20 protein-coding genes are annotated in these 19,137 nt (G+C 44.1%); 17 read left to right on the top strand and 3 right to left on the bottom strand.

The annotated features are described in order from the left end of the window. Nucleotides 1-2 precede the first annotated feature (2 nt). The 6 genes from tadA (at nt 3) to pyrF (ending at nt 4,981) form a co-directional block, all read left to right on the top strand. A complete protein-coding gene (gene tadA / locus EL162_RS07045) occupies nt 3-590 on the top strand; it encodes a tRNA adenosine(34) deaminase TadA (protein ID WP_227543392.1) in 588 nt (195 codons plus the stop codon). Nucleotides 591-613: 23 nt separating this feature from the next. Next, nucleotides 614-1,312: a (d)CMP kinase gene (cmk, locus tag EL162_RS07040; protein ID WP_126331063.1), complete on the top strand. Its 699-nt coding sequence runs from the start codon at nt 614-616 to the stop codon at nt 1,310-1,312. A gap of 188 nt (nt 1,313-1,500) precedes the next feature. Further along, entirely contained in the window at nt 1,501-3,177 is a 1,677-nt protein-coding gene (gene rpsA / locus EL162_RS07035) for a 30S ribosomal protein S1 (protein WP_197719013.1), read from the top strand. A 297-nt stretch (nt 3,178-3,474) separates the two neighbouring features. Further along, the gene (locus EL162_RS07030) at nt 3,475-3,777 is read left to right on the top strand and encodes an HU family DNA-binding protein (RefSeq protein WP_076555922.1); all 303 of its coding nucleotides are present in this window, start codon (nt 3,475-3,477) and stop codon (nt 3,775-3,777) included. Nucleotides 3,778-3,825: 48 nt separating this feature from the next. Beyond that, complete coding sequence (locus tag EL162_RS07025; RefSeq protein ID WP_076555938.1) at nt 3,826-4,218, top strand: LapA family protein; 393 nt, start codon at nt 3,826-3,828, stop codon at nt 4,216-4,218. A 70-nt stretch (nt 4,219-4,288) separates the two neighbouring features. Next, on the top strand, nt 4,289-4,981 hold the full coding sequence (gene pyrF, locus EL162_RS07020) for an orotidine-5'-phosphate decarboxylase (RefSeq protein WP_076555923.1): 693 nt from the start codon (nt 4,289-4,291) through the stop codon (nt 4,979-4,981). Nucleotides 4,982-5,081: 100 nt separating this feature from the next. On the opposite strand, the gene queC is transcribed toward pyrF, so the two are convergent. Beyond that, on the bottom strand, nt 5,082-5,801 hold the full coding sequence (queC, locus tag EL162_RS07015) for a 7-cyano-7-deazaguanine synthase QueC (RefSeq protein WP_076555924.1): 720 nt from the start codon (nt 5,799-5,801) through the stop codon (nt 5,082-5,084). 147 nt (nt 5,802-5,948) lie between these two features. Between queC and EL162_RS07010 the strand changes: the two genes are divergently transcribed. Continuing rightward, nucleotides 5,949-6,590: a MarC family protein gene (locus EL162_RS07010; protein ID WP_126331061.1), complete on the top strand. Its 642-nt coding sequence runs from the start codon at nt 5,949-5,951 to the stop codon at nt 6,588-6,590. Between the two features lie 150 nt (nt 6,591-6,740). Here EL162_RS07010 and mnmC2 read toward each other — a convergent pair whose 3' ends face one another. Continuing rightward, nucleotides 6,741-8,684 carry a tRNA (5-methylaminomethyl-2-thiouridine)(34)-methyltransferase MnmC2 gene (gene mnmC2 / locus EL162_RS07005; RefSeq protein WP_227543391.1) on the bottom strand — a complete coding sequence of 648 codons (1,944 nt, stop codon included), beginning with the start codon at nt 8,682-8,684 and terminating at the stop codon, nt 6,741-6,743. A gap of 185 nt (nt 8,685-8,869) precedes the next feature. Between mnmC2 and EL162_RS07000 the strand changes: the two genes are divergently transcribed. The 7 genes from EL162_RS07000 to EL162_RS06970 all read left to right on the top strand — a co-directional run bounded on the left by EL162_RS07000 (nt 8,870) and on the right by EL162_RS06970 (nt 14,344). Then, complete coding sequence (locus EL162_RS07000; protein ID WP_197718971.1) at nt 8,870-9,670, top strand: PhzF family protein; 801 nt, start codon at nt 8,870-8,872, stop codon at nt 9,668-9,670. Nucleotides 9,671-9,679: 9 nt separating this feature from the next. Continuing rightward, nucleotides 9,680-10,111, top strand: a complete 432-nt coding sequence (locus EL162_RS06995) for a tetratricopeptide repeat protein (RefSeq protein ID WP_126331059.1) — start codon at nt 9,680-9,682, stop codon at nt 10,109-10,111. 117 nt (nt 10,112-10,228) lie between these two features. Beyond that, entirely contained in the window at nt 10,229-10,855 is a 627-nt protein-coding gene (locus tag EL162_RS06990; RefSeq protein ID WP_126331057.1) for a LysE family translocator, read from the top strand. Nucleotides 10,856-10,885: 30 nt separating this feature from the next. After that, a complete protein-coding gene (locus EL162_RS06985; protein ID WP_197718970.1) occupies nt 10,886-11,443 on the top strand; it encodes a flavin reductase family protein in 558 nt (185 codons plus the stop codon). 361 nt (nt 11,444-11,804) lie between these two features. Then, nucleotides 11,805-13,004: an alpha/beta hydrolase-fold protein gene (locus tag EL162_RS06980; RefSeq protein WP_197718969.1), complete on the top strand. Its 1,200-nt coding sequence runs from the start codon at nt 11,805-11,807 to the stop codon at nt 13,002-13,004. 27 nt (nt 13,005-13,031) lie between these two features. Beyond that, complete coding sequence (locus tag EL162_RS06975) at nt 13,032-13,355, top strand: hypothetical protein (RefSeq protein ID WP_126331053.1); 324 nt, start codon at nt 13,032-13,034, stop codon at nt 13,353-13,355. A gap of 26 nt (nt 13,356-13,381) precedes the next feature. Next, a complete protein-coding gene (locus EL162_RS06970; protein ID WP_126331051.1) occupies nt 13,382-14,344 on the top strand; it encodes a carboxylesterase family protein in 963 nt (320 codons plus the stop codon). 88 nt (nt 14,345-14,432) lie between these two features. Here EL162_RS06970 and EL162_RS06965 read toward each other — a convergent pair whose 3' ends face one another. Next, a complete protein-coding gene (locus EL162_RS06965) occupies nt 14,433-15,296 on the bottom strand; it encodes an AraC family transcriptional regulator (RefSeq protein ID WP_126331049.1) in 864 nt (287 codons plus the stop codon). Between the two features lie 106 nt (nt 15,297-15,402). Between EL162_RS06965 and EL162_RS06960 the strand changes: the two genes are divergently transcribed. Genes EL162_RS06960 through EL162_RS06950 form a run of 3 tightly spaced genes read left to right on the top strand, consistent with a single transcriptional unit; the run spans nt 15,403 to nt 19,127 of the window. Continuing rightward, nucleotides 15,403-16,992 (top strand): MFS transporter, encoded by a 1,590-nt coding sequence (locus EL162_RS06960; RefSeq protein ID WP_126331047.1) that lies wholly within the window; start codon nt 15,403-15,405, stop codon nt 16,990-16,992. Nucleotides 16,993-17,000: 8 nt separating this feature from the next. Beyond that, nucleotides 17,001-18,164, top strand: coding sequence for an HlyD family secretion protein (locus EL162_RS06955; RefSeq protein WP_126331045.1), 1,164 nt, complete (start codon nt 17,001-17,003; stop codon nt 18,162-18,164). A gap of 54 nt (nt 18,165-18,218) precedes the next feature. Continuing rightward, complete coding sequence (locus EL162_RS06950; RefSeq protein WP_259772348.1) at nt 18,219-19,127, top strand: alpha/beta hydrolase fold domain-containing protein; 909 nt, start codon at nt 18,219-18,221, stop codon at nt 19,125-19,127. Nucleotides 19,128-19,137 lie beyond the last annotated feature (10 nt).

Below are 19,137 nucleotides of genomic sequence, written 5' to 3'. Positions count from 1 at the left end.
CCATGAGTAAACTCGCCACACAGCCAGTGCAAAATATCCATGCAGCAGCCGAAATTTATGGCAATTTTTGTCAATATTATCAGCATGACACTATCAATCTAAACGGATTGCAATTTTGGCCATTGGCAGATGCGTTATTTATGCAGCAGGCGATAAATCTTGCTTATGACGCCACCAAACAAGGCGAAGTGCCTGTGGGGGCGGTGTTGGTACATGATAATAAAATTATCGGCATGGGGTATAATCAGCCAATTGGCAACTGTGATGCCACAGCCCATGCCGAGATAGTTGCCATTCGTGCAGCTTGCAAGTATTTTAATAACTATCGCCTGCCCAAGGGCAGTACTTTGTATGTAACGCTTGAGCCTTGCACCATGTGCTTTGGAGCATTGATTCATGCACGGGTTGCTCGGGTGGTTTATGCCACCTGCGAGCCAAAATCAGGCGTGGTTGGCAGTCGTCTGAGCTTGCAGGCCATGCCTTTTTATAATCACAGCTTGGTCGTGCAACATGGACTATTTGGCAAAAAATGCTCAGCAATGATGAGTGCGTTTTTTCGCCAAAGACGCAAACAAAAAATGTCGTGCTAACAAAATAATCTTTGGTAAAACTTATGAAAACACATCACCAAACTCCCATCATTACCATTGACGGCCCATCAGGAGCAGGCAAAGGAACGCTGGCATTTCGCTTAGCCAAGCAGTATGGTTTTGAGTTGCTAGACAGCGGTGCTTTGTATCGCATTGTTGGACTGATGGCACACCAAGCAGGCTTGCTTGATAAGCCAGATGAGGATAAATTGGCAGAGCTAACCTCAACACTTAATTTAAGTTTTCGAATAAATAACAACAGCCAAAGTGTTGATATTTATATTGATGAGCAGCCACTATTGGCAGATATTCGTAACGAAACCGTTGGTGGCTATGCGTCCGTTGTGGCAACTTTTGCCAAAGTACGCACGGCATTATTGCAGTTGCAGCGAAACATCGCCATCAACAAAACAGGACTGGTTGCTGATGGTCGGGATATGGGAACGGTCGTTTTTGCCAATGCTGCCGCCAAAATTTATCTGACTGCGAACAGTCAAGCACGAGCAAAACGGCGTTATGAACAGCTCATCAATGCTGGTAAACCAGCCGATTATCAAGCGATTTTGGCAGATATCATCGCTCGTGATGACAGAGACGAAAATCGTGCCATCGCTCCCAGCCGTCCTGCCGATGACGCTTTGGTCATTGACAGCTCATCATTAACCGCTGATGAGGTATTTCATCAGGCATGGCAATTTTGCCAGCAGCAAGGTATTGTATAGCGAAATTTTATACAAAAAATCATCACCCAAAGAATTATTTGGGTGATTTTTGTCAAAATTTGGTGTAGAATAGTCGAGATATTTATTTTTCCAGTGCCAGTTGGATAAAAAACCAGCATCTGCCAACGACGCACATTCACTTGCACCACACTGTGCTGGACAGGCTGTGGCTAATTTTTAAGGTAAACATAATGGTATCATTTGCTGAACTGTTTGAAGCAAGCCAATCAGAACAAGGTCTAAACATTGAGCGTGGCTCAGTGATTGCAGGTACTGTCGTAGCAATCGACAGCGATTGGATTACAGTAGACACAGGCCTAAAATCTGAAGGCATCGTCGCTCGTGAAGAGTTTCTAAACGAAGCTGGCGAGCTTGAAGTAGCAGTAGGCGACAGTATCGATGTGGTTGTCGAATCTGTGGACAACGGCATGGGTCAAACTGTACTTTCACGCGAAAAAGCCAAGCGTGAAGAAAGCTGGCGTGCACTTGAGCAATTGCATGAAAATGACGAAATCGTTAAAGGCGTTATTTCATCAAAAGTTAAAGGTGGTTTCACTGTTGAAATCGGCTCAGTGCGTGCATTCTTGCCGGGTTCATTGGTTGATGTGCGTCCAGTACGCGAAACTACACACCTAGAAGGCAAAGAGCTTGAGTTTAAAGTTATCAAAATCGATAAGCAACGCAACAACATCGTTGTATCTCGCCGTGCCGTTATGGAAGCTGAAAATTCAGCCGAGCGTGATGAGCTGCTTGCCAAGTTAGAAGAAGGCATGGAAGTAGAAGGTATCGTTAAGAACCTAACTGACTACGGTGCATTCGTTGATTTGGGCGGTATTGATGGCTTGCTACATATCACTGATATGGCATGGAAACGCATCAAGCACCCATCAGAAGCTGTGGAAGTTGGTCAAGACCTAAAAGTAAAAGTCTTGAAATTTGACCGTGAACGCAATCGTGTAAGCCTAGGTTTGAAACAATTGGGTGCTGATCCTTGGACTGAAGTTGAGCAAACCTATCCAGTAGGTACCATTACCAAAGCACGCGTAACCAATCTAACTGACTACGGTTGCTTTGCCGAAATCGCTGAAGGCATCGAAGGCTTGGTGCATGTTTCAGAAATGGATCATACCAACAAAAATATCCACCCATCAAAAGTGGTTCAAGTTGGCGATGAAGTAAATGTAATGGTACTAGAAATCGATGGCGAGCGTCGTCGTATTAGCCTAGGCATCAAGCAAACCATGCCAAACCCATGGGCTGAATTTGACAAAAACCACGAAAAAGGTCAAAAAATCAGCGGCACCATCAAATCAATCACTGACTTCGGTCTATTTATTGGACTAGAAGGTGGTATTGATGGCTTGGTACACTTGTCAGACATTTCTTGGACTGAATCTGGCGAAGAAGCGATTCGCAACTACTCAAAAGGCGATACTGTTGAAGCAGTAGTACTGTCTGTTGATGCAGAAGCCAATCGTATCAGCCTAGGCATCAAGCAACTAAACTCTGATCCGTTCAACGAATATCTACTGGCAAATGACCGTGGTGCAATCGTAAAAGGCACAGTAAAAGAAGTTGATGCCAAAGGTGCGGTAATCACTCTTGCAGATGAAGTTGAAGGCTATTTGCGTGCCTCTGATATCGCTCGTGAGCGTACCGAAGATGCCTCAAAAGTGCTAAATGTTGGCGATGAAGTTGAAGCAAAAATCGTTGGTGCTGATCGCAAAGCTCGCAACATCAGCTTGTCTATCAAAGCAAAAGATGAAGCGGATGAGCGTCAAGCCATCAAAGAGCTATCAAACTCCGCCACAGAAGCTCAACCAAAAACTTTGGGCGATATCTTTGGCGACCAGCTAAAAGGCTAATTGCCAAAATAACAAACAAAAGGGCGGTGAGCAATCATCGTCCTTTTATTATTGGCTGTGCATAATGAATATTCATAAACTGCGGTACAAGATATTTAACATACTGTCTGATTAATATCATTCAAGAAAACTTTAAAAATTCTCAATAAATCACCCCAATTGTTGTACAATTGCAATTTTAACAAAAAATAGATTTTCTTTTTTTTCAATTTCAGTTATTATGGGCTAAGTTTTTTGGCATATTAAACAAATCATTGATAAAAATGTTAAATATGCAATGGTCGTTTAAGGTGAGTTATGCAGACGACAGTTAATAAATCTGATTTGATTACCAATTTGGCATCGGCTTGCGAGAATATTGAAGAGCATACCGTTGATCAGGCCGTGCGATTATTGATTGCCATGATGGTTGATGAATTGGTGCATGATGGACGCATTGAGGTGCGGGGTTTCGGCAGTTTTTGTCTGCATCATCGCAATGCTCGCACCGCACGCAATCCACGCACAGGCGAAAAAGTTGCAATCAAGCCAAAAGCTGTGCCATTTTTTAAACCCGGCAAGGCATTGCGTGAATCGGTAAATGCTGCCATGTCCCAATAAGACTTGGTCCAAGATTGACAGTTTTTAACAAATTTAATGAGTAAAATTATGCATATTATTTTAATTATTTTATTAGTTTTGGCATTTGCCTACTCTTTAGCATTGGTTGTGCTAAATAACCAAGCCATCTCGGTGAATTTGCTATTTTCTGATGTTGCCAACATGAGCTTGGGCTTGGTGCTTGTGGCGACCATTTTTTTGGGCGTGTTAATTGGCATATTATTGGCACTGCTACTGTTTCGCGTTTTTCAAAACAAATGGGAAATTAGCCGTCTGAAAAAAGAAATCAACACCATTCAATCACAGCTAACGGATGCCAATATCAAACTGGCTCAGCAGGCAGAAGAAATCCGCCAAGCACAACAAAAGCAGGCTGATGTTGTCGTGCTGGCAGAGACCACTTCAGTGAACAATACAACACCGCACAATCCATCGTTTTAAGCACAAATATTGGTTGTTGCCAAATAACATCAGGCAACGATTGCAAATTTAGCCAAATTAAGGAGTGGACATGACCACATCACCAATCATTGTGGCGGTGGACAAACACAATCTAAATGATGCACTGGCTTTGGCTGATAGTCTCGACCCAAGCCTATGTCGCCTTAAGGTAGGCAAAGAGCTTTTTACGGTTTGTGGCAGCGAGGTTGTCAAGGCCTTTCATCAGCGTGGTTTTGATGTGTTTTTGGATTTAAAATTCCATGACATTCCCAATACCACAGCCCAAGCTGTATTGGCCGCAGCAGACATGGGTGTGTGGCTGACCAATATCCATGCCAGTGTCGGTGTGGATGCGATGAAGTTATGCAAATCCCGCCTGCAGGCAGGGGGGTATCAGACCATGCTCATCGCTGTAACGGTATTGACTTCAATGCGTGATGCTGATTTGGCACAATTAGGCATTGCTCGCAGTGTTAGCGAGCAGGTGGTGCATTTGGCAGGATTGACGCATGAGGCAGGATTGGACGGCGTGGTTTGTTCTGCCCAAGAAGCATCGTTATTAAAACAAAAATTCGGCAAGCAATTCCAGCTAATCACACCAGGCATTCGTCTGGCAGATGATGATAAGGGCGATCAGGCACGAATTTGCACACCGCCAGAAGCCAAACAGCTGGGTGCCGACTTTTTGGTTATTGGTCGGTCAATTACCACAGCTAATAATCCCAATGAAAAATTACGATTGATTTTATCGCAGTTAAATTAATAAATACCGCAAAACCTTGCTATTTGCAAGGTTTTTTATTGTCAAACATTCTGTATCGCTTGATTGGCAATCTCACCGATTGCAGCCAATAATTTGGCAATTACTGCGACTTTGGCGCATGCTGATAGTGCGTAGGGTCAATAATCCCTGCATCGGCAAAGCCCTGTTTTCTTAGATGACAACTATCACAAACGCCACATGCTCTGCCATCACCGTCAGCCTGATAGCAAGAAACGGTTTGGGCATAATCAACGCCCAGCGACAACCCCAGTTTTAGCGTCTGTGCTTTGGATAAGTGCTGCAAAGGAGCGATAATGGATAGGCGATGGCCTTGCCTGCCTGCAACTGTCGCAAGATTCGCCAATTGCTCAAAAGCAGCGATATAATCGGGACGGCAATCAGGATAGCCTGAATAATCCACCGAGCTGACACCGATGACGATTGCAGACGCCTTGCTTACTTCAGCCACCGCCAAAGCATAGGACAAAAAAATAGTATTGCGTGCTGGCACATAAGTAATGGGAGCAACCCGCTGCGAGTCATCATAAATAACACTTTGGTCATAATCAGGCACGCTAAGATTAGGATCGGTCAATGCTGAGCCACCAAGTTTGGCAATATCAATATCTATAATATGATGAGCAATGCCCAAAATTTTGCTGATTTTTTCGGCAGCAATCAGCTCACTGCTGTGCCGCTGACCATAGCGAAAACTGATGGCAGTAATGTGAGCAAATTGTGATTTTGCCCAGTATAAACAAGTGGTGGAATCCAAACCACCAGAGAATAGCACGACCGCATTTTGGTGATGATTTGACATGGTATAAAGTTATAAAATAATAAAACGGTGATTATTTTAACATGATTGTGGATATTTTTGTTGATTATCAATAAACAGCTGTAAAATTACCAACAAAGCGTGATAAAATAACCGATTTAAATTCGGATCAATCGCTTAGGAGTGCTGATGGATGCTGAAATTGTAAAAATCATTCTTGCGTTTGTGGTGCTGATTAACCCATCAAGTGCCGTGCCATTATTTATCAATATGTCGCAAGGCTACGACATACACCAAAAACGCAAAGCAGCACGCATTGCTTGTGCAACTGTCTTTATCACCATTGCCTTTTTTGCTTTGTTTGGTGAAATCCTGCTACAAGGACTGGGTATCTCGCTTGGTTCATTTCGTGTGGCAGGGGGCATATTGTTATTTTTGATTGCACTTGGCATGATGAGTGATGGCAATAACCCAGCCAAACCCAATGAAGATGAATTAACTTCTGACGAACCCAAAGACCTAAAATCCCTGACAGGCAGTGCGGTTGTGCCACTGGCGATTCCGATGATGATTGGCCCCGGTGGTATTTCAACGGTGATTATTTATTCGGCACAAGTAACTGACCCCATGCGACTGGGGCTTATCGTGTTGGCAGGATTGTGCATCAGTATTTTTTGTTATGTTTCGTTAATGGCTGCTGACAAAATCAGCCAGTTGCTTGGCGATACAGGATTAAATGTCATCAATCGCATCATGGGGATTATCTTGGCAGCACTTGCCATTGAAATCATCGTTTCTGGATTGCGAAATATTTTCCCTGCTTTATTATAACTCGGCACAAGGCAGCTTTGATGGTCAAGTTGCCTTGTGTTCATTTAATGACCAATTATTAAATTAATATTAATTATATATTAAATAATAATTATAAATAATTACCAGAATTAATAAATCATTGATTAGTTTTGATTAAAAATAATCAGTTTATTTGCTTTCATCAAGCGGTGTTTGTAGTCTTGTGCGACTGGGGCTTATCTTATCAAGCAAACCACGCTCCACAGGCAAAATCCCTCCATCTATCATCTCTGCCAATATCTCTGCACAAAAAGGTGCAAAGCCAAAGCCCTTAGAGCCTAAACCGTATAAGCAATAACTGTGCTTGCTGTGTGGTACTTTGCCAACCACAGGGTGATAATCGGGCGTTTGGGCACGAATCGCCGCTCGTCCATAAAATTGGGTATCTTCATTGATTTGCTGCAACTGACAGTACTGTGGCAGACTTTGGTTAAGTTTTTGATAATTAAACAAATGTTCATCATGATATACCGCTGTGTCTGTGCTATTTCGCACAAAACTTGCCCCAAATAACAAATAGGGCTTCTGGTTGCTAGAATCAACAAAATGACTGCAATAGCCTTCGTATTTCACCGCAGGGGCGATATCGTCATAATGATTAGCGGACACCCATGAAATTTGGCCACGAATTTTTCGGCAGTTAAATAAATGCTCATGCAATAAATGGCTGGCAAATCCTGCACAAATAACCACCGAATCAAAGTGAAAATTTCTGTCAATGGTTGCCAAATTTACACCATCATCGCACTCGGTTATGTTATTTATATTATAATTTTGATAAGAAAATCTTTGGTAATTTGCCAAATCATTATTAAGAATTTTTGCAATATTTGCTGGGTATAAAACACTGCCCATGCGGACAAAGGCTGCAATATCAGCATTGCTCATATCCTGCTCTAGGGCGACTGGCGGTTGATATGATGACTGCTTAAGGGTTTGAATCAGCTCATCTGGGTATTCATCAATCAATTGCTGGCGTTTTTGTGCAGATTTTTGGCTGGGTAACAGTAAATCTATTACGCCAGTGGTTTTTATGACTTGACTGTACTTTGTCAGTGCTTTGTAATGACGATATGAATACAAAAAGCTGGCAGTTGGCAAATGATTGGCAACCTGCTTGGATATGGTGAGTTTTGGGGCAAGCAACGCACAAGGATTGCCAGAAGCACCTGACATTAATGGATTTTTGTCAAAAATAGTTACAAAATGCCCTCGTTTTAGCAAAGCCATCGCCATGCTGACACCACTAATACCACCGCCGATGATGGCGATGTTTTTGGCAGGCGACTTGAGAGATTTTTTGGGGAATTTTGGTTGATATGGCTCATTAGCAGAGTGTAACATATCTCGCTTTCGCCCAAAACCTGCTCCTTTGACAACATCAAAACCAGCATCAAGCAGCGATCGTCTGACAAAACCTGCAGCGGTAAAAGTCGCCAGCGTCGTCTGTGCGTGTGATAATCCTGCCATCGCTGCAAACAAGGGCGGTTGCCACATATCGCTATTTTTGTTTGGGGTAAATCCGTCCAAAAACCACGCATCTATGCGTTGTTGTTGCTGGGTTGCAAGCAAACCATGCAGGCTCTCGGTGGCATCTTGAAACCATAAATCAAGGGTAATCGTATCGCTAATATGCAGACGATGGCAACCAGCGATCAGCAAGGGATAATTGTCAAGCAGTATCGATATCCATGCTGCAAGCGGGGTATGCTGCCAAGCGGATAGGGCGTGGGCTAAGTCATGGCGACTTAGGGGAAATTTTTCGGTACTGATAAAGTGCAATTTGGCGGTTTTTGGGGCGAGCGTTTGCCATAACTGACAAGTTGCCAAAAAATTCAGCCCTGTGCCAAAGCCAGTCTCACCAATCACAAAGCATTCTTGCTCGTCTAGGGCAGCAAAACGCTCTGGCAACCGATTGCCCTGAAAAAAAACATGATGCGTCTCATCAAGACCGCCCGCCTGTGAAAAATACACATCATCAAACTGTGTAGAAATCGGCACACGGTTGCCATGATGGTCAGTTTGCCAAGAAATTGTTGCTGTACTAAGCATGGACTGATGGTGATTTGTCATATCAAAACCAAAAATAAAACAATGCCTTATTTTATCACAATCAATAAATCACGCCATCACTGATGGTAATTTTTTCACCAAAATTCAATCGGCGAGTAGGGCGGTTGGCAGGGTGCGGATTATTGCTTTGGGCTTAGCTATTTGTTACACTATATCTCCCAATCAGCCTTAGTAAGCAAGTCGTTATGCCAAAACCTATTTTACAATACACCGTTGATGCCTTTACCCACCGAGTTTTTCAGGGCAATCCTGCCGCTGTTTGCGTGCTGGACGATTGGCTTGATGATGCCACGCTGTTAAACATCGCCAAAGAGAATAATTTGTCGGAAACCGCCTTTGTCGTGCCGAAAAATACCGTGCCACAAAGCGACTTTGACTTGCGTTGGTTCACGCCCACCACCAAAATTGATTTGTGCGGACACGCCACCCTTGCCACCGCGTTTGCCCTCACGCAGGCACTCGCCACTCCGCCCGACACCTTTTATTTCCACACTCGTCAAGCTGGCGTGCTTACCGTGCAAAAACAGGACGATTTATTTCTGATGGATTTCCCCGCCTATCCTTTAACGCCAGTGGCGGATGTCGCCAAAATCGGCGAAGTGCTGGGCGTTACCCCCAAAGCGGCTTATTTGGGGCGAGATTTGCTCTGCGTTTTTGATGATGAAAATTGGGTCAAAAATTTCGAGCCAAATGATGAAAAAATCGCCCAACTAGACGGCTTACTGTGCCACATTACCGCCCCAAGCGGTGAGTTTGACTGCGTTTCTCGCTCGTTCGCCCCGAAAGTCGGGATCAGCGAAGACCCCGTGTGCGGTTCGGGGCATTGCCACATTTTCCCCTACTGGGCGAAAACTCTCGGCAAAACCGACCTCATCGGCTACCAAGCCAGCCCTAGAAGTGGCATTTTGCAAGGGAAAATCAGCGGAGATCGGGTTGTTTTGGGTGGCAATGCGGTATTATTCGCCAAATCGGAAATTTATCTTTAAAGAAACAGAATGAAAAAGTATCTTTTGACGGCGTTTTTTGCCGTTTTTCTCACCGCTTGCCAGACGCTCCCTGCGAGAGGTCAAGCGGAAAAAGCCCAATTTGATCAAGCGGTTAGCCTTTATCAAGCGAAAAACTACGCCCAAGCCAAACAGCTGTTTGAACAAAGCACCCATATGAAAGCCAAACGCTATTTGGGCTTGATGTATTTAAACGGCGAGGGCGTGGCGAAAGATAAAAAACAAGCCTTTGCCTATTTCAAGCAAGCCAGCGAACAAGGCGACATCACTTCGCAATACTGGCTTGGGTTTTGTTGTGAAAACGGGATCGGCACGGCACAAAACCTCACGCAAGCGGTCGGTTGGTACAAAAAATCCGCCGCACGAGGCGATCACATCAGCCAACCTGCGATAGAGGCGTTAAAGCGGTTGAATGTAAAATAAATCTGCTTTCATCAACCCGATATAAACCAAAACACCGTTTGACCTTATTTAAAGCAACGGTATTAAAACCAGACACAATGATTTATAATACGCCTTTGAAAAATAGGTATTAATTCAATGAGTTGGCAAGTTTGGCTGATGTTTATCGGTAGCACCTTTTTTATTTCCGCCACACCAGGGGCAAATATGCTGCTTGCTTTTTCATTTGGGGTCAATCACGGCATCAAAAAAACTTTGTACGCTTTGGCAGGTTTGAGTTCGGGCTTGTTGATTTTACTGTTGATTTCATTGAGTTTTTTGGCATATTTGGCACAAAGTGCCCCCATCTTATTTGAATTGTTCAAACTGTTGGCGGCGGCTTATTTGGCGTATTTGGGTGTAAAAACTTGGCAACAAAGCAAGCCTCAATTATCACCCGACAGCAGTGCACAACCCATCCAAGTGAGTCCGTGGTCTTTATTTAAAATCGGAGTTTGGGTATCTTTGTCCAACCCCAAAGCCATTTTATTTTTTGCGGCATTATTCCCCAAATTTTTAGATACCAAACAAGACCTATTGCCCCAATATCTGATTTTGACCGTGTCGTTTTTTGTGATAGAAACTTTTTGGCAACTGATTTATACCGCAGGCGGTGTGGCGTTGTCCAAATGGCTGTTACAAAATGCCAGATTGATGTACTTAAACCGTTTGTGTGCGGTGATTTTTGTGTTATTGGCGGCGGGCTTGGTTTGGGATAGTGTCTAACATTGGTCATTGTTAAACTAGGTATTTATAATGATAAAACCCGTTCCCCTAGATAAATTTTATCGTCTCATCAATCACGGTGCAACCACGCTCATCAGTGCCAAACACAAGGGTGTAGAAAATGTGATGAGTGCGTCTTGGGTGTGTCCGCTTGATTATTCGCCCAATGCCAAATTAACCGTGGTGTTGGACAAGTCGGCTTATACTCGCACGCTGGTTGAGCAAAGCGGGCTGTTTGCGGTGCAAATCCCAATGGTAAAACAAGTGGATGTGGTGATGGCAATGGGGCAAAGCCGTAAAGACAACCCACACAAAATTGACAACATCCCTTTGTTTTATCAAGAGAATTTTGATGTTCCACTGGTGGCGGGCTGTGCAGGCTGGATTGTGTGCAGACTGATCCGCAATCTTGATAATGAGCAAAATCACGACCTTTTTATCGGCGAAGTGTTGTCGGCTTGGGCGGACAGTCGGATTTTTGATAATGGGCGTTGGAAGTTTGATGAAATGGGCGATGAATGGCGAACTTTGCATTATATTGCAGGCGGTCAGTTTTATGCCATTGGGGAGAGTTTGGTCGCTGAATAGATAAAAATCAATTAACCATACAAAGGTAATTGTGAATGAAAAAGCCAGCCCTGTAATAGCAAGCCAAATATTAAAAACACCGCTTGCCGCCATACAAGCGGTGGGTTTGTTATAAATTTGCAAAAAGGCTTCTTATAATGATGAAACTCATTTTCATTTGTGCTAAAATACCCCCAATTTTAACAAGGATAAGCCAATGAAAAAACTCATTTTAACCACCGCTCTTTTGGCGACTTTAACCGCTTGCTAAACGCCAGTCGCCATAGATAATACTGCTGCCCAGCCGACCATTTGGGATAGGGAATTATACGGCGGTGCAGACAAATCCTACGACACCGAGCTTTTGGCACAGCGTGAAATATTGGCGAAAAAATTCCAACAGCTTGAATTTAAAGATTTGAAAACAGGCAAAACGCTTGCCTACAATTTATTCACACCCCAAAATCTTGACCCGAACAAAAAATATCCGTTGGTGCTATTTATGGCAGACGCAAGCACGGCTGGCAAGGGCATCAAAGCTCCGTTGATGCAGGGCTGGGGCGGCATTATTTGGGCAACCGATGAGAACCAAGCCAAAAATCCTGCTTTTGTGCTGGTGCCAGCTTTTAGCGAAAAGGCGGTTTATGATGATTGGACGACCCGCCCCGAAGTGGCAATGACTTTGGATTTGGTCAAAAAAACGCTTACCGATTATCCTATCGATGCCAATCGGGTTTATACCACAGGGCAATCTATGGGCGGTATGATTTCCTTTTATTTCAACAGCATAGAGCCTGATTTATTTGCAGCTTCTTATTTTGTCGGCTCAAAATGGGATATCAATGTGTTAAAACCGCTTGAAAAAAACAAATGGATTTTTACGCTTGCTGATGGCGATTTGGGTGCGGTAAAAACTTATCGCGAATTGACCCAAATGTTAAACGCCGACCAAGTGGCGTTTGAACAGATAAATTTGTCGGCAAAACTGCCGCAAAACGAGCAAAATGCCCAAGTGTCGGCACTGCTTGCCAAAGGCAGTCCGATTAATATCGTTTATTTTGACAAAGGTACTGTGCTGCCTGCCAATAATACGGAAAGCAAAGGCGGTGAGCATATGTACTCCTTTGATTATGCTTACAAACTTGCCCCTGCACGCGAGTGGCTTTTGATGCAGAGCAAGGCTGCCAAAGATGTGATGACCGCCGATAAATTGCAGGCAGGTCAATTACTCAATCAAGCGATTGCTTTTTATGATAAAAAAGATTTTCAGGCTGCCTTAAATACATTTTACCAAGCGGATAAAGCAGGTCATATCAAAGCCAAACGCTATATTGGCTTGATGTATTTAAACGGTCAAGGCGTGGCAAAAGATGAAAGACGAGCCTTTGATAACTTTAAACAAGCCAGTAAAAATGGCGACATCACTTCGCAATATTGGTTGGGCTACTGCTATGAAAATGGTATTGGAACAAAATCGGATTTAAATCAAGCGATTGCGTGGTATAAAAAATCTGCTCAAAGGGGCGACCATGTCAGCCAGCCTGCGATGGATGCGTTGAAAAGATTGAATGTTTCATTTTAAATTTGTTTGATTTTAGAGATCTTGTAAATGAAAAAATCCTTATTTTTGTTGGCAATATGTGGTGTATTTTTGACCGCTTGCCAATCACAAAACCCTAATTTAAACAGTGCACGCATGGACATTTACAAAAGCGATGAATCGGTGCAGTGTGGTGGCGGTGGCATTTCGCCCGAGCAAATGCGAAGTCAGCTACAAAATATCGTGGTTTATCAAATGCGTAAGGGGCAGCTTAATCGAGCTTATCCTGCCGTGTGCGGCGGTGCAACGGGCAGCGTCAATATTTATACGATTGATAAAGGTCAGCTGGCACAAGCCGAGCAGCTGGGCTTTGCCCCATTTTCTGAACAGTAATTTTAGCCAATAATTGGAGTATGATGATGAAAAAATCCCTACTTGCTTTCGCCATTTGTGGCGTGTTTTTAACCGCTTGCCAAACCGCACCGCAAAACGCACCAACGCAAACCGTCAGCCAGACCAATCCTGCGTGGGATACCCAATATGGCGGTGCCGACAAATCTTACGACAGCGAATTGCTGAAAATGCGTGAAATTATCGCTCCTAAATTTCAAGTGTTTGAATTTGTGGATAAATCGGGCGTGAAAATCACCTACAATCTCTACACACCGAAAAATCTTGACCCAAATAAAAAATATCCGTTGGTAATGTTTATTGCGGACGCGTCCACCGCTGGCAAAGGGGCGAAAGCACCGCTAATGCAGGGCTGGGGCGGTATTATTTGGGCAACCGAGGAAAGCCAAGCCAAAAATCCAGCATTTGTGCTGGTGCCTGCCTACGACACCAAAGCCACCAGCGATGATTGGCAAACCAGCGACCAAGTCAAAGTTACCCCGAATTTGGTGCGTGAAATCGCCAAAAAATACCCGATTGACAGCAAACGCCTCTACACCACAGGGCAATCTATGGGCGGTATGATCTCGTTTTATTTGAACAGCATTGAGCCAGATTTATTTGCCGCTTCAATGTTTGTCGGCAGCCAGTGGGACATCAATGTGCTAGAGCCTTTGACCCGTGCCAAATTCATCTACACCGTCTCCGCCACCGACCCGAAAGCCTCGGTCGGTATGAAAGAAGTGATTGAATTGATGAACAAAAACGGCGTGCAAATTGCCGAAACCAAATTTTCCGCCAAACTGCCACAAGCCGAGCAAAATCAAGCGGTTGCCAAAATGCTGGCTGAAAACCAATCCGCCAACTTTATCCGCTTCACGCCAAACACCGTTGTGCCACAAGGCAACACCCACGGCGAGCATATGTACTCGTTTGATTATGCTTACAAACTTTCCCCTGCCCGTGAGTGGCTGTTTAAACAAAGCCGATAGGTTGATTGAAAGGTGGGCGGTGGGATTGCCCGACACTCCCCCCAACGGAATAAATCCTCTGTGCGGCAAGAGAGGGGTAGGGCGGGATTTAAAATCTCACCGCTCCCCCCCCCTTGCTTTCTTTCCCTTTCTTTGGATTAACCCCAAAATATCGCTTATATTCTCTGCTAAACTGACTGATGCTCTCATACCCCACCCAATACGCCGTCTCTTTGATGGATAGTTTTTTGTCAATGAGTAAATTTTTGGCGCAATTTAACCGCAGCTGCTTTTGATATTGCAAAGGGCTTGTGCCTGTCAAGGTTTTAAATTTTTGGTAAAGCACGCTGCGACTGATGCCATACTTCTGTGCCAGCGTGTCAAAATTAATGGGTAGGCAAAAATTATCCTGTATATACGCCACAATCTGCATTAGATTTTGGGTATTTTTATTGGAAAAAATCTGATGGCATAAACGACTGCCTGCCAATGTTCTTACCAGATGGTAATGCAGTTCAGAATGCCAAAGTGGTAACAAAGCCTGTCTATCATAAGGACAATCAGGCAAATCTGCCAGCCTTTGTAACAATGGACAAATCCTCCCATCATCAACAGGCATAATCTTAAACGGCAAGTGCTGCTCATTAAAAATGGCAAACTTATGATACTGTGCCAATGCCACAAAATCCAAACGATACATCAGAATCTTGGCAATATCGCTGTCGGTTGGGACTTGCACCATAATAGGGTGTTGCACCGTTGATAAATATAAGCCTTCGGAAAGATGAACACTGTCTTGTTCGTCTTTGGCATTCAATTTGCCTTGCTGTACCCATAACAAGCCAATGGTAGGGTGGCGGCGTCGCCAAATGCCGTCTGCTTGGATTATGCCTGTGCGTAAATGGGGCAAGATCTCGTTTATTTGGTAGGCTTGAGACGATGAGTATTCTTGCCAAGCATTGATATCAAGCATGAGAAATTTTCTTAATTTAGGGCAATTAGGCAAATATTTTAACACAAATTGGCAATGATTTTTGGCATTTTATTTTATAATGAACGAAATTTGATACATACTTTTTATGATGCTTCAAGACAACGGTTATATTTTTAAGCCTCACGAATTGCCGATGATGGCAGGTTCGCCAGCTACGCCTGATATGTCGGGCAAACGCCGTCTGCTGTATGGCTTGACGGGTTTTTTCTTGGCGGTGGCAGCGGGGCTACAAAATGGTCTAATGACGGCAAACATTGCCAATTTGCGTGGCGAACTTGGCTTGACCTTGCAAGAAGGTGGCTGGGTAACGCTTGCCTATTTTATGACCTATACCACGGCGAGCATTTTGTTTTTTAAAATCCGTCCGCATTTTGGTTTGGCAAAATTTATACGATGGACTTTGCTGTTGGTGCTGGCAAGCAATGTGTTGCAGGTATTTTTTCGCAGTTATGAAGTGGAAATTATCGCACGGCTGATGATGGGCATGGGAACAAGCGGCTTGTTTACGCTGGGTGTGTTGTATGCAATGTTATCGGTGGCAGGCATGGCAAAAGTTGCCCTGATTGTGATTTTGTCAGGCTTAATGCAGGTTGCGGCAACTTTAGCACTTATCATTACGCCCAATTTATTTGATGATGGTAATATGCAGGCAGTGTTTGTGTTTCAAGGGGCGATAACCGCTCTGGCAACCGCTTGTGTGCTTGCTTTACGCTTACCGCCCACATTGGAACAAAAAAGCTTGTCGTGGCGTGATGTGCTAAGTTTTGTCTTATATACCGTCGGTATAGCACTGCTGTGTGCGTTTTTGATCCAAGGGCAGATTGTGTGGTGGACAACCGATTGGCTTGGCTATCTGCTGGCTTTGGCAGTGCTTGCGATTGGTTTGATGATGTTGATCGAATTAAACCGTGCCAAGCCCTTAATAGACTGGCGGTGGGCATTGGGTCGCAATATGCTGATGTTTTTGATAATTTCGTTTTTGACCAGAGTATTTACCGCTGAACAAGGCACAGGAGCAAACGGATTTTTGCAAGCATTGGGCTTAACCACCAGCCAACTGATCACTTATTACACCATTATTGGCTTGTCATCGGTGGCAGGGATAGTGTTGTCAGTAATCAGATTGGACATTAAAGACATTCGCCGCCCGATTGTCGTGGCATTGTTTGGCATTGCCTTGGGGTCTTATCTGGACATTGGGGTCAGCAGCCAAACGCCTGTGTCGTATTTCTATATCAGTCAGGCAATTTTGGCGTTTTCGTCTTTTTATTTTGCCGGTCCTGTCATGCTAGAAGGTATGGTGCGAGCAATGGCAAAGAGTACCGATTATATTGTTAGTTTTATTGCTGTGTTTGCGGTATCGCAAACTTTGGGGGCACTTTTGGGGTCAGCGGTATTTGGTTATTTTATTACTTACAAAACCCGTGAGCATTATGCCAATATTAGCCAGCAGCTGACCGACACGCCTGCCAATCTGCTGCCGAACTTGATAAGACAAGCCAATCTAGAAGCAACTGTGCTTGCTTATAATGATTTGTTTTATTTGATTTTTTTGTGTGCAGGGACAAGTTTTGTAATTAGCTTGTTTGCTTGGCTATATCGGCGTGTGCGTGGTATTAATGTATTGGCAAATGAAATGGTCGCCCTAGAAGCAATAAACCCAAGTAAAAAGTGAGTTAAATAATGAGCGAACAAATCAACAAAAATGAAACGGACGGCACAAACCGCCCTGACAGCAATACAGAAGCAAACAATGCCAGCGACACAGCACAAAACACTCCGCCAAAACAAGCCCAGTGGCAACCCAAAAAACAATCTGTTTTGGGCAGAATATTGATATTAGGGCTGGTTTTGGCAGGGGTATTTGGGATTTTGTATGCTTATCAATTACCGCCCTTTATGCCCAAATTCGTTGAAACCGACAATGCCTATGTGCGTGGCAAGCCTGTTGTGGTCAGCCCCAAAGTGGCAGGCTATGTCAAAGAAATCATGGTGCAAGATTACGAATGGGTGGAGCAGGGGCAGCCGCTTGTGCAAATTGAAACCGACCAATATGAGATGAAACTTGCCCAAGCCCAAGCAGGGGTTAAAGCTCAAGAAGTCAGCCTGCAAAAAATCAAGCAAGCGAACAATTCAGCGGTTGCCAATGTGGCGGTGATGGACGCCAACATCGCCTCTGCCAAAGCGACCTTGGACAATGCCAAAGTCCAGTTTAACCGAATGAGCGAGCTGGTCAAAATGAATGCCGTCTCTCGCCAAGAATACGACAACGCCAAAACCAATGTACAAAAAGCCGAAGCTGGCTTGCAGCAAGCCCAAGCCCAAAAGAAAAATGCCGAACAAGAAATTGCCAATGTGGGTGTGAACGAACAAAGCAACCTTGTCGCTATTGACAACGCCAAAGCAGGGCTAAACCTTGCCGAACTGGAATTGTCGCAAACCTTGATTAAAGCCCCTACAAGCGGACGCTTGGGTGAAATTTCCGTCAAACAAGGACAGCTGGTTTCGGTAGGAACGGCATTGATGAGCGTGGTTCCGCCAGAGCATTGGCTGATTGCCAATATCAAAGAAACCGAAATTGCCAGCATTGCCGTGGGAAATACCGCCCAAATTGAGATTGACGCATTGGGCGGCAAAACCGTGCTGACAGGCAAAGTGGTGCAAATCGCCCCCGCCACAGGATCAGAGTTTAGCAGTGCCAAGACCGACCCCAGCACTGGTAATTTTATTAAAATCGCCCAACGAATTCCTGTCAAAATTGAATTTGACAAAGGTCAAGATTTTATCAAAGATATCAGCATCGGAATGTCAGCACGGGTAAAAATTGATAAAACTACTCTGAAGTGAGCGGTGGAAATGGCGTTTGGTTTATGATAAAACCACGCCCTAAGAAAATAGCATATATCGTTTTTTGGTGTTAATTTAACAAAGGAGATGATTATGTCTTTGATTTTAAATGTATTACACAAAGCATTTTCACTGAATTCCTCTATGCTTCACACCGCCGCAAGCATTCAGCACGAAATCCAATTTGCCACACCCCGAGCCGATTTAACCAATTCGCTAAAAAAATCATGTGATGTGAAAGTGCAATACCTGCACGAACGCCAAGTTATCAGCCTAACGCCCAAAAACAAAACACCAACCAAAACCATCATTTATCTACACGGTGGGGCGTATGTTGGTGATTTGCAGATTGCTCATTGGTGGATTATTCAAGCCCTTATTGACAAAACAGCGGCAAGCGTGATTGTGCCGATTTACCGCCTTGCTCCACACGCCACGATAGACAGCGAATTGCCCTTTGTGCTTGCTTGTTATGACAGTGCAAAAACCGCTGATATTTATTTGGCAGGGGATTCGGCAGGGGGCGGATTGGCGATGGCATTGGCAATTGAGCTTCGCAAGCAAAATAAACCAAAGCCCAAAGCGGTGTTTTTATTCTCGCCTTGGCTTGATGCCACAATGACCAACCCTGCAATTGATGAAGTTGCTCCAAATGACCCCATGCTTGACAAAGGCGGACTGATTTGGTGCGGACAAGTATGGGCAGGCACTCGCCCAACCACAGACCCACAAGTTAGTCCAATTTATGATGAATTAAATGATTTGCCAGATTTGCATATTTATCAAGGCACTTATGATATTTTTATTGCCGATGCCAAACGCTTTGCCGAAAAAGCCAAGCAAGCAGGGACGGTTTGTCATTTACATATTTTTGAAAAGGCGTTCCATGTTTTTATGGGGGCGACCATCGCACCAGAATCCAAGCAAGTGTTTACTGATATTCAAAAAGTGATGGGAAGTTAAATTAAAAGCA

Origin of the sequence: Moraxella cuniculi, assembly GCF_900637105.1 — a bacterium.
Lineage (GTDB): Bacteria > Pseudomonadota > Gammaproteobacteria > Pseudomonadales > Moraxellaceae > Moraxella > Moraxella cuniculi.
This window is presented reverse-complemented; position numbering and strand designations above follow the sequence as displayed.

Coding starts and splice junctions, on each gene's coding strand:
- pyrF (WP_076555923.1), top strand. CDS start 4,289: ATGACCACATCACCAATCATTGTGGCGGTGGACAAACACAATCTAAAT.
- mnmC2 (WP_227543391.1), bottom strand. CDS start 8,684: ATGACAAATCACCATCAGTCCATGCTTAGTACAGCAACAATTTCTTGG.
- EL162_RS06995 (WP_126331059.1), top strand. CDS start 9,680: ATGAAAAAGTATCTTTTGACGGCGTTTTTTGCCGTTTTTCTCACCGCT.
- cmk (WP_126331063.1), top strand. CDS start 614: ATGAAAACACATCACCAAACTCCCATCATTACCATTGACGGCCCATCA.
- EL162_RS06975 (WP_126331053.1), top strand. CDS start 13,032: ATGAAAAAATCCTTATTTTTGTTGGCAATATGTGGTGTATTTTTGACC.
- EL162_RS07000 (WP_197718971.1), top strand. CDS start 8,870: ATGCCAAAACCTATTTTACAATACACCGTTGATGCCTTTACCCACCGA.
- EL162_RS07025 (WP_076555938.1), top strand. CDS start 3,826: ATGCATATTATTTTAATTATTTTATTAGTTTTGGCATTTGCCTACTCT.
- EL162_RS07030 (WP_076555922.1), top strand. CDS start 3,475: ATGCAGACGACAGTTAATAAATCTGATTTGATTACCAATTTGGCATCG.
- EL162_RS06965 (WP_126331049.1), bottom strand. CDS start 15,296: ATGCTTGATATCAATGCTTGGCAAGAATACTCATCGTCTCAAGCCTAC.
- EL162_RS06960 (WP_126331047.1), top strand. CDS start 15,403: ATGATGCTTCAAGACAACGGTTATATTTTTAAGCCTCACGAATTGCCG.
- EL162_RS07010 (WP_126331061.1), top strand. CDS start 5,949: ATGGATGCTGAAATTGTAAAAATCATTCTTGCGTTTGTGGTGCTGATT.
- EL162_RS06985 (WP_197718970.1), top strand. CDS start 10,886: ATGATAAAACCCGTTCCCCTAGATAAATTTTATCGTCTCATCAATCAC.
- tadA (WP_227543392.1), top strand. CDS start 3: ATGAGTAAACTCGCCACACAGCCAGTGCAAAATATCCATGCAGCAGCC.
- EL162_RS06955 (WP_126331045.1), top strand. CDS start 17,001: ATGAGCGAACAAATCAACAAAAATGAAACGGACGGCACAAACCGCCCT.
- EL162_RS06970 (WP_126331051.1), top strand. CDS start 13,382: ATGAAAAAATCCCTACTTGCTTTCGCCATTTGTGGCGTGTTTTTAACC.
- EL162_RS06990 (WP_126331057.1), top strand. CDS start 10,229: ATGAGTTGGCAAGTTTGGCTGATGTTTATCGGTAGCACCTTTTTTATT.
- queC (WP_076555924.1), bottom strand. CDS start 5,801: ATGTCAAATCATCACCAAAATGCGGTCGTGCTATTCTCTGGTGGTTTG.